The following is a 9,553-nucleotide window of genomic DNA, read 5'->3' as shown; positions in this document are numbered from 1 at the left end:
CCGGGTCCATGTCCGGCCACATCACCACTACTGCGGGGGACGAGCGTGAGCAAGCAGCATCGTGAGCGCGGAGCGGCGGCGGTCGAGTTCGCCCTCGTCGTCCCGCTCCTGCTCTTGCTCGTCCTCGGCATCGCAGAGCTCGGGCGGGCCTACAACATCCAGACGACGCTGTCGGCCGCAGCGCGGGACGGCGTTCGCGTCATGGCCCTGCAGAACGACCCGGCCGCCGCGCAGGCGGTGGCCGCAGCGTCGGCCAGCACCTTGGACCCGACGGCCCTCGAGGTCGCGGTGTCCCCCACGGCGTGCGCCGCAACAGGCGCAACGGCCACGGTCACCGTGACCTACCCGATGGAGTTCATCACCGGCTTCCTCGGGCTCGACGACCTCACACTCACCGGCAAGGGGACCATGCGATGCAACGGCTGAGCGATGAGCGCGGTGCCGTCAGCGTCATGGTCGCCCTCCTCATGATTCCGCTCATCGCCTTCGCAGCGATCGCGGTCGACGTCGCGGCGATGCACGCCGAGCGCCAGCAGCTCCAGACCGGCGCCGACGCCGCCGCCTTCGCCGTCGCGCAGGACTGCGGCGGCGGCGACTGCGCCGTCCCCGCGGACACCGCGCAGCAGATGGTCGAGCTCAACCCGGCCGACAACCCCACCGCCACCGTGACGGACCCGGCCCTCTCGCCCGTGACGGGGCGGGTCACCGTGGAGAACCGCGGGGTGCAGGAGCACTGGTTCGCCCGCGTCCTCGGTTATGAGGAGAGCGTCGTCTCGGCCCGCGCGACGGCGGCCTGGGGAGCTCCGGCCACCGGTACCGCTGTCATGCCCCTCATCTTCTCGTGGTGCCAGTTCCATGAGCAGGTCGACAGCAGCGGCGAGCTCACCGAGGCAGAGTCGACGATTCTCCTGACGAAGAAGAACGAGGGCACCGAGTGCCCCGGACCCGGTCCGATGGCGAACTACGTCCCCGGCGGCTTCGGCTGGATCGTGCCGGACGACTCGACGTCGTGCCAGGCCAGCTCGACGGTCACGGCGAAGGAGTGGTCCGACCCCGGTAAGAGCACACCGCACGGTTGCGGTCCGGAGGACTTCCAGGAGTGGGTCGGTCAGACCGTCCTGCTTCCGCTGTTCGACGACTACGGCGGCACCGGCAGCAACGCGTGGTACAGCGTGCACGGCTACGCCGCGTTCGAGCTCACCGGCTACTTCTTCGGCAGCGGCTACTCGCACAACCCGCCGTGCGACCAGCCGCAGCACTGCATCCGTGGCCGCTTCGTCGAGCACGTCACGCTCGACGAGTCCTTCACCTGGGTCGACGGCGTGGCCGCGCCCGACCTCGGCGCCACCATCGTCCGCCTCACCGACTAGAGAGAGCCCCCCATCCCGTGAATCGTCGTCTCATTGCCGGTGTCGTCGCCGTCGTGCTGGCCGGCGTCGGCGCCGTGCTGGTGTTCAGCTACGTCTCTGGGGCGGACCAGCGCGCGATGGCCGGCATGGAGCCCGCCAGCGTGCTCGTGGTCACCGAGCCCATCCCCGAGGGAACACCCGCCGAGATGCTGGCCGAACTCGTTGCCGCCGAGGAGCTGCCGGCCAGCGCAGTCGCAGCGGGGGCGGTGTCGAGCCTCGACGAGCTCGGTGGGCTGGTCGTCACGACCGACCTCCAGCCCGGCGAGCAGCTCCTCGCCAGCAGGTTCACCGATCCCGAGTCGCTCACCCCCTCGTCCGAGGTAGACGTTCCCGACGGCATGCACCAGGTCTCCGTCCTGCTCGACTCCCAGCGGATGCTCGGGGGCCATGTCGCCCCCGGAGAGACCGTCGGCGTGTTCGTGTCCATGACAGACCCGATCGAGACCAACCTCGTGCAGCACAAGGTTCTCGTGACCCGGGTCCAGGGCGGCATCACTCCCGTGCCGGCCGAGTCGCAGGACGACACCGAGGGCCCGGTCGCCGCCCCGATGCCCGAGGGAAGCGTCATGGTCACCCTCGCCGTCGACGCCCCCGACGCCGAGCAGATCGTCTTCGGCGCTGAACACGGAACCGTCTGGCTCTCCCTCGAGGACGCCGAGGCGCCCGAGACCGGCACCCGCATCGTGACCAGAGAGAACGTGTACGAATGAGCCGAGTCAGCCTTGCCACCGCAGCATCCAAGCCCGTGAGCGCCGAGGTACCCCTCGGGCTGGACCGAGCCCGCCCCAGCGGCCGGGTCATCAGTGTCGTCTCGCCGAAGGGCGGGGTCGGCAAGACGACGGTCGCCACCAACGTGGCCGTCGGCCTCGCTCAGGCGGAACGGCACTCCACGGTTCTCGTGGACCTGGACATCCAGTTCGGCGACGTGGCCTCGGCGCTCAACCTCGAGCCGGAGTACACCCTGCCGGACGCGGTGCACGGCCCCGCCAGCCGCGACGCGATGGTGCTCAAGACCTACCTCACCCAGCACGAGACCGGCCTGTACGTCGTCTGCGGACCGGACTCGCCGGCAGCGGCGGACGCGATCAGCGCCGAGGACGTCTCCCGGCTGCTGCAGATGCTCGCCTCGGAGTTCAGGTACGTCGTCGTCGACACGGCCCCGGGCCTCTCCGAGCACACCCTCGCCGTCATGGACGCCACGAGCGACCTCGTCCTCGTCACGAGCATGGACGTGCCCGGCGTGCGCGGGCTGCGCAAGGAGCTCGACACCCTGACGGCGCTGGGCATGTTCACCGACGCCCGTCACGTGGTCCTCAACTTCGCCGACCCCCGGGGTGGGCTCTCGCGCGCGGACGTCGAGGCCACCATTGGAACAGGCATCGACCTCATGCTCCCCCGGTCCAAGGCCGCCGCCGCCTCGGTCAATCAGGGCGTGCCCATGCTCCAGAGCGGGGTGCGCGACGCCATGGCCAAGCAGCTGCGCGAGCTCGTCGACCGCTTCGTGCCCGGCGGGGCACGGTCGGCCCCGCCGCGACGCGGCCGTCGGGCGGCGCGGCACCGCGGTGGGCGAGGGAGCAGGCGATGATGAGCCTGTCCGAGCGACTTCAGGCGGCGCGCGCCCGGGAGACGGGCCAGCCGGCGGCCCCCCCGACCTCTGCAATCGCATCACCGACGTCGGCCCACGCCCCGTGGGCACCCGTCCCGTCATCGGCGTCTCGCCCGACGACGGCACCCGTCCCGACGACGGCGCCCAGCCTGACGACGTCCCGCCCGGCATCGGCGCCCAACCCGACGACGGCACCCAGCCCGACGACGGCACCCAGTCCGGCGACGGCACCAGCCCCGACGGCTGCACCGGCGCCGACGGCGCCACCCGCTCGGATGGCGGCCCCCGCCCCGATGGCGATCGCCCCGGCAACACCGCCGGACCTCGCGGCCGCCACGGCAGTGCCGCCGCACCTCGCGGCCGTCGTTGCACCGACCGCGCCGACCGCGCCGGTCCTGACGCGAGACGCGGCACCCGTCCTCGCGGCGGCTGTGCCGGCGCGTCCGGGCGAGCAGCTCGTCTCCCGCGACCGCCGCACCATCTCCGACCGGGTGGTGTCACCGGCGCCGGGCGCGCCCGCGACGCTGACCGCATCCCCGCGGCGGGAGAGCCCCACCACACCGCCGGCAGCCGTCGACGCCCTGTCGAAGCTCAAGGAGCGCGCCACCGCGGCGCTCTTCGAGCGGATGGGGGCGCGACTCAACGACCCGTCGCTGAGCGAGGACCAGCTCCACGCCCTCGTGCGCTCCGAGCTCAGCCAGGTCGTGCAGCAGGACGAGGTGCCCCTGAGCGGAGAGCAGCGTCGTCGGCTCATCAGCGACGTCGAGGACGACGTGCTCGGCCACGGACCGCTGGAGCGCCTCCTCAACGACCCCACCGTCACCGAGATCATGGTCAACGGTCCGGACATGATCTACATCGAGCAGAACGGCAAGCTCACGCGCAGCCCGGCGCGGTTCACCTCCGAGGAGCACCTGCGCCGCATCATCGAGCGCATCGTCACCCGGGTCGGTCGGCGCATCGACGAGTCCTCCCCGCTCGTGGACGCCCGCCTCGCCGACGGCTCACGCGTCAACGCCGTCGTGCCGCCCCTGGCCTTCAACGGCTCGTCGCTCACCATCCGAAAGTTCGCCAAAGACCCGTTCAAGGTCGACGACCTCATCCGCTTCGGGACGCTGTCGCCCGAGATGGCCGAGCTGCTCCACGCCTGCGTGGAGGCCCGGCTGAACATCATCGTCTCCGGCGGCACGGGAAGCGGTAAGACGACGCTGCTCAACGTGCTCTCCTCTTTCATCCCCGAGGGCGAGCGGATCATCACCATCGAGGACGCGGTCGAGCTCCAGCTGCAGCAGGACCACGTCGTGCGACTCGAGTCCCGCCCGCCCAACATCGAGGGCAAGGGCGAAATCGGCATCCGGGACCTCGTGCGCAACTCGCTCCGAATGCGCCCCGACCGCATCGTCGTCGGTGAGGTCCGCGGCGGTGAGACCCTGGACATGCTCCAGGCGATGAACACCGGCCACGACGGCTCGCTCTCGACCGTCCACTCCAACTCTCCCCGTGACGCGATCGCCCGCCTCGAGACCCTCGTACTCATGGCCGGGATGGACCTGCCGCTGCGCGCGATCCGCGAGCAGATCGCCTCGGCCGTCGACGTCATCGTCCAGCTCACACGGCTGCGGGACGGCACCCGGCGGGTCACCGCGGTCACCGAGGTCCAGGGGATGGAGGGCCAGACCGTGACCCTGCAGGACGCCTTCCTCTTCGACTACTCCGCCGGCGTCGATGCCGACGGGCGGTTCCTCGGCACACCGGTCCCCACCGGGGTCCGGCCGCGCTTCACCGACCGCTTCGCCGACCTCGGCATCACGCTCTCCCCCAGCGTCTTCGGCGGCCCCGAGGCACGGCAAGGCCGCCGGTGAGCCAGTTCCTCACGTCCCCGGGCGGGATCGGCGCGCTCGCCTGTGCGCTGGCACTGCTCGTGGGCACGTACCTCATCCTCTCGCCGAGCCGGGCCCGGCTGCCGCGGGAACGGCGCCGCCCCGCGACCTCGCCGCGCCCCGGTCTCGTGACGCAGGCGGCGGACGCAGCCACCACAATCATCGACAAGGTCCTGCGACGGCGGGGCGCCCCCGGTGCGGGAACCCTGGAGCAGGCCGGCGTGAAGATGCGCCTGCAGGACTTCGCCTTCCTTGTGCTCGTCGCGGCGGTGGTCGCCGCCGCGGCCGGCCTCGTGGTGTCCGGGCCGCTGCTCGGCCTGCTCCTCGGCGCGCTCGCGCCCGGAGCCGCCAAGATCGGCCTCGGGGTCCTCGCCAAGCGCCGCCGTCGCGCCTTCGCCGACCAGCTCGACGACTCGCTCCAGCTCATGGCGAGCAGCCTGCGGGCCGGCCACAGCCTTCTCCAGTCGCTGGCCTCCGTGGCCCGCGAGGCCGAGGAACCGACGTCCGAGGAGTTCTCGCGCATCGTCAACGAGACCCGGGTGGGCCGGGACCTCAGCAGCGCGCTCGAGGAGACCGCCGCACGCATGGGCAGCGAGGACTTCAACTGGGTGATCCAGGCGATCTCGATCAACCGCGAGGTCGGCGGCAACCTCGCCGAGGTGCTCGACGGCGTCGGGCACACCATCCGCGAACGGAACCAGATCCGCCGCCAGGTGGTGGCGCTGGCCGCCGAGGGCAAGCTCTCCGCCTACATCCTCATGGCCCTGCCGTTCGGGATCACCGGCTTCCTCGCCATGTCCAACCCCGCCTACATCCTGGCGTTCACCGAGAGCCTGCTCGGCTACGCCCTCATCGCCGTAGCTCTCGTCATGCTGATCGTGGGCGGGCTGTGGCTGCGCAAGGTCATCGACATCACGTTCTGATCCACGCCCGAGTCCCCGAAAGGAGGTCACCGTGCCGTCCGTCGTTCTTCTCGCCATCGTCGCCATCAGCCTGTCCGTCGCCGTGATGGCATGGTCTGTGCTCGCTGGCCCCGACCGTGTCCACGAGCGCACGGTGGCGAACCTCCAGCGAGGTCTGCAGCCCGGCCTAGCCCATGCCCCCGCCCCCCCGGAGCAGGGTCAACGCGGAGCCGGGCTGGGCGTGCTGGCGCGCCGGCTGACCCCCGGCTTCTCCGTGCGGCTCCTCGAGCGGCTGCTCGTGCGCGCCGGCCGTCCGCCGGCGTGGCCGGTGGAGCGCCTCGTCGCGGCGAAGCTCGTCCTCGGCGGCGGTCTCGGGGCGCTGAGCCTGCTCTACGTCAGCGGGTCGCCCAGCGGGATCGCGCTGCTCGTCGGCGCCGGCGTCACCGTCGTCGGGTATTTCCTGCCCGAGCTGCTCCTGCACAGCCGCGGCCAGGAGCGCAGCCAGCAGATCGCTCTCGAACTGGCCGACACCCTGGACCAGATGACCATCGCCGTCGAGGCCGGGCTGGGCTTCGACTCCGCCATGGCCCGGGCGGGCAAGAACGGCACGGGCCCGCTCGCCCAGGAGATGGTGCGGACCCTGCAGGACATCCAGGTCGGTCAGTCGCGCCGGCAGGCCTACGAGGCCCTCGCCACGCGCACCGACGTGGCGGACCTGCGCCGGTTCGTCCGCGCCGTCATCCAGGCCGACATGTACGGCATCGCCGTCGCCGACGTGCTCCGCACCCAGGCCGCCGAGATGCGCATGAAGCGCCGCCAGCGCGCCGAGGAGAAGGCCATGCAGATCCCCGTCAAGGTGATCTTCCCGTTGATCTCCTGCATCCTTCCCGTGCTGTTCATCGTGCTGCTCGGGCCGGCCGTCATGGACATCATGGAGGCGTTCAGCTAGCACCGGCCTAACGCCAACGCGCCGCGCTGTGCGAGGCGAAATCCTCGCGCTCACGCGAGCGCTGTGCGCCTCACGCGAGCGCCATGGGCCTCAGGCGAGCTCGATGCTCTTCCAGGGCCTCAACCTCAGTGGCGCGGCGGCGCTGTGCGTGAGCGCGGCGTGGCCCTCCGCCGTCGTCAACGTCATCTGGATCGGCATCGGGATCCAGGCGATCCTCGCCGCGAAGCGGCACGTCATCCGGGCGCGCGTCGCCGCGCAGGCGCAGCGCCAGGCTGAGCTGCTCCGCCAGGCCCGGGCGCAGGCCAGGGCGCGCAGCGCAGCGCTCGCGGCCCGTCCCCGCGCGGCCGCCCGCCCGCGGGCAGCGGCCCGCCCCCGCACGACGCCCGCGCCCTCCGCGACCACGCCCACCGTGCCCTGCACGACCACGCCCACCGCACCGCGGGGGACCGGCGCCCGCCGCACCCGCCCGCTCGTCGACGCGGTGCACGACCACCGCGCCGCCCTCGGCGCCGAGGTGCCGCTCGTCCTGCGCTGAGCGAGTCCCCCGGCCCTCGGCGTCGCTCAGGGCGTGGGCGGCGCGAGGAGCAGGGTCTCGATCCGCTCGAGGACGGCGCGCTGGCGCTCGTTGAGCACGCCCGCCACGTACTCGCCGATGATGCCGGCGAAACCGCTGAGGTCGACGGCCTCCTCGTCGTCGGCGAGCCCGCCGATGAACGGGGCGAGGGCGGCCACGAACCCGTCGACGAGCGCGGAGTCCTCCGTGCCGGGGCTGTCGGGCCCGAGCCGCCCGAAGCGGTCGAGGAGCGCAGTCGCGGCGGTGACGAACTCCGGGGTGCTCAGCCGGGCGTACAGGCCCGCGAGGTACGGCATGCCCTCCTCCCCCACGAGGTGGGCGAGGAGCACGGACTGGTCGCGGTCGAGCCGCGCCATCTCGGGCGAGAGACCGGCTGCGACGAACGCGGCGAGCGGCGGTGCGAGCTCCGGCGGCAGGTCGGGCGACGCCCGCACCTCCCGCAGGCGCGCGACGACCTCCCGCTGACGGGTGAGCCGGTCGACCTCGTCGGCGAGCTCACGGTCGAGGTCCTCGAGGAGCGCGGCCGCGTCGGCGGCGGTGTCGTCGAGCAGCTCGGGCATCCGCTCGAGCGGCAGCCCCAGCGCGGCCAGACGCCGGATGCGCAGGACGCGGACGAGGTCGTAGACGTCGTAGCGGCGGTAGCCGTTCGCGTCGCGCTCCGGCTCGGCCAGCACGCCGACCTGGTGGTAGTGCCGCAGCGCCCGGACCGTGACGCCCGCCAACCGGGCGAGCTCGCTGCTACGCACCGCCGGCCACCGCCGTTCCCGTCGCCGTGTCCCGCTCCGGCTCAAGGGTACGCAACGACCGCGCCCGGACGCCGACGACGACGGCGACGAGCCACACCGCGGCGACGACGCGCGCTGCGACGTCGACGCCCGCGTGCTCGATGAGCACGGCGGCGAGGACGATCCCGACCGGGGCCACGGCGGTGAGCATGGCGTTCTGGGTGCCCATCACCCTCCCCCGGACCCCCTCGGGGATGCGTTCGATCATGAGGACACCCATGAGGCTGCCGAGCAGACCGATGGAGAGCCCGACGACGAGGGCGCCACCGAGGACGACCCGCACCGAGGACAGCGTGGCGATGACCATGAAGCCAGCCCCGCTGCCGAGGAGGCTGACGAGGAGCCAGGTCCGGCGCCGGCCGCGGGTGCCGGCGACCGCGTAGACGGCGCCGCCGACCAGCATCCCGGCCGCGAGGGCGCTCAGGACGAACCCGAGCATGCCGGGCCGTTCCTCGAGCGTGAAGTAGACGGGCAGCACGATGCCCTGCATCGCGGTGAGCGCGAGGACGGACACGAGGCTGACGGCCGTCGTCGCGACGAGGAACAGGCTGCGCGTGAGCACCCGCCAGCCGTGCTCGAGCTCCGCCCAGCCGGTGCTGCCGGCCAGGTCCGCGGCGTCGGGGCCTGCGGAGATCTCCCCGACGTGCCGCGGGATGAGGAGGGTGAGCAGCGCCGCGCTGAGCGAGGTCGCGGCGGTGACCCACAGGACCGCGGTGCCGTCGAGCACGACCATGAGCGTCCCGGCGGCAGCGGGTCCGACGAGCAGGCCGACGGCGCCGAGCGCCTCCCGCATCCCCACGAGTCGCTCGGCCGACGTGCCGCTGTGGCGCACGACGGCGGGCAGGAGCGCCTCCCGCGCCGTCATCCCGGGGACGTCCCCGATGGATCCGACGACCCCGAGGAGGATGAACCAGCCGACGTCCAGCCCCGCGACCATGTCGACGACCGGGAGCGCAGCGATGGCGGCGGCGGAGACGAGATCCGTGACGACGGACGACGTACGCCGGTTGACCCGGTCGATGACGACGCCCATGAGCACGCCGGCGAGCACGGCCGGGACGGCCGTGGCCGCGGCGACGGCGCCCGCGGCGAGGACGCTCCCGGTCACCTGGAGCACGATGAGGGGCAGGGCGATTGCCGCGATCGAGTTCCCGAGCACGGACAGCAGGTAGGACGACAGGTAGGCGACGGGGACGAGTCTCATGTCCCCAGTGACGACTATGACGTAGGGGCGGGGTCAAGCCCGCCGCGTCTGGACCTCGGCGGAGGACGAGTGAGGGCCCCTGGCTGGCTGCTGCCGGCCAGGGGCCCTCGCTTCACGTGCTCACCTGCTCACGTGCTCAGGTGGTCACGCGTCACTCACGTGCTCAGAGGGTCATGAGCACGAGTGTGCCGCGTAGGGCACCTCGATGACCTCGGTCACCGTCTCGCCGTCGATCTCGGCCGTG

General features: G+C 72.4%; 11 protein-coding genes. 8 read left to right on the top strand and 3 right to left on the bottom strand.

The genetic code is table 11. The features are described 5' to 3' along the window. Positions 1-45 precede the first annotated feature (45 nt). From V2J63_RS15655 to V2J63_RS15640, 4 genes are read left to right on the top strand one after another with little or no spacing between them, the layout of a single operon-like run. A complete protein-coding gene (locus tag V2J63_RS15655) occupies positions 46-426 on the top strand; it encodes a TadE/TadG family type IV pilus assembly protein (protein WP_331231924.1) in 381 nt (126 codons plus the stop codon). Further along, positions 414-1,370, top strand: coding sequence for a pilus assembly protein TadG-related protein (locus V2J63_RS15650; protein ID WP_331231923.1), 957 nt, complete (start codon positions 414-416; stop codon positions 1,368-1,370). Before V2J63_RS15655 ends, V2J63_RS15650 begins: the two co-directional genes overlap by 13 nt. Positions 1,371-1,387: 17 nt before the next feature. Next, complete coding sequence (cpaB, locus tag V2J63_RS15645) at positions 1,388-2,119, top strand: Flp pilus assembly protein CpaB (RefSeq protein WP_331231922.1); 732 nt, start codon at positions 1,388-1,390, stop codon at positions 2,117-2,119. Positions 2,120-2,154: 35 nt separating this feature from the next. Then, positions 2,155-2,994, top strand: coding sequence for a CpaE/TadZ family protein (locus V2J63_RS15640; protein WP_331231921.1), 840 nt, complete (start codon positions 2,155-2,157; stop codon positions 2,992-2,994). Between the two features lie 19 nt (positions 2,995-3,013). Here V2J63_RS15640 and V2J63_RS15635 read toward each other — a convergent pair whose 3' ends face one another. Then, the gene (locus tag V2J63_RS15635) at positions 3,014-3,352 is read right to left on the bottom strand and encodes a hypothetical protein (protein WP_331231920.1); all 339 of its coding nucleotides are present in this window, start codon (positions 3,350-3,352) and stop codon (positions 3,014-3,016) included. On the opposite strand from V2J63_RS15635, the gene V2J63_RS15630 reads away from it, so the two are divergent. From V2J63_RS15630 to V2J63_RS15615, 4 genes are all read left to right on the top strand, one after another. After that, entirely contained in the window at positions 3,309-4,877 is a 1,569-nt protein-coding gene (locus V2J63_RS15630) for a TadA family conjugal transfer-associated ATPase (RefSeq protein ID WP_491062245.1), read from the top strand. The two genes, V2J63_RS15635 and V2J63_RS15630, sit on opposite strands and share 44 nt — an antisense overlap. Further along, positions 4,874-5,818, top strand: a complete 945-nt coding sequence (locus V2J63_RS15625) for a type II secretion system F family protein (RefSeq protein WP_331231919.1) — start codon at positions 4,874-4,876, stop codon at positions 5,816-5,818. The genes V2J63_RS15630 and V2J63_RS15625 overlap by 4 nt, the downstream gene beginning before the upstream one ends. 31 nt (positions 5,819-5,849) lie before the next feature. After that, the gene (locus tag V2J63_RS15620; protein ID WP_331231918.1) at positions 5,850-6,746 is read left to right on the top strand and encodes a type II secretion system F family protein; all 897 of its coding nucleotides are present in this window, start codon (positions 5,850-5,852) and stop codon (positions 6,744-6,746) included. A 103-nt stretch (positions 6,747-6,849) separates the two neighbouring features. Continuing rightward, positions 6,850-7,281 carry a CBU_0592 family membrane protein gene (locus tag V2J63_RS15615; RefSeq protein ID WP_331231917.1) on the top strand — a complete coding sequence of 144 codons (432 nt, stop codon included), beginning with the start codon at positions 6,850-6,852 and terminating at the stop codon, positions 7,279-7,281. A 26-nt stretch (positions 7,282-7,307) separates the two neighbouring features. On the opposite strand, the gene V2J63_RS15610 is transcribed toward V2J63_RS15615, so the two are convergent. Beyond that, positions 7,308-8,066: a MerR family transcriptional regulator gene (locus V2J63_RS15610; protein WP_331231916.1), complete on the bottom strand. Its 759-nt coding sequence runs from the start codon at positions 8,064-8,066 to the stop codon at positions 7,308-7,310. Beyond that, positions 8,059-9,309, bottom strand: coding sequence for an MFS transporter (locus V2J63_RS15605; RefSeq protein ID WP_331231915.1), 1,251 nt, complete (start codon positions 9,307-9,309; stop codon positions 8,059-8,061). The genes V2J63_RS15610 and V2J63_RS15605 overlap by 8 nt, the downstream gene beginning before the upstream one ends. Between the last annotated feature and the right edge of the window lie 244 nt (positions 9,310-9,553).

Origin of the sequence: Georgenia wangjunii (assembly GCF_036421975.1) — a bacterium.
GTDB classification, from domain to species: Bacteria; Actinomycetota; Actinomycetes; order Actinomycetales; family Actinomycetaceae; genus Georgenia_A; species Georgenia_A wangjunii.
Note: the sequence above shows the minus strand (reverse complement) of the source record. Positions and strands in the feature narration are given on the sequence as shown.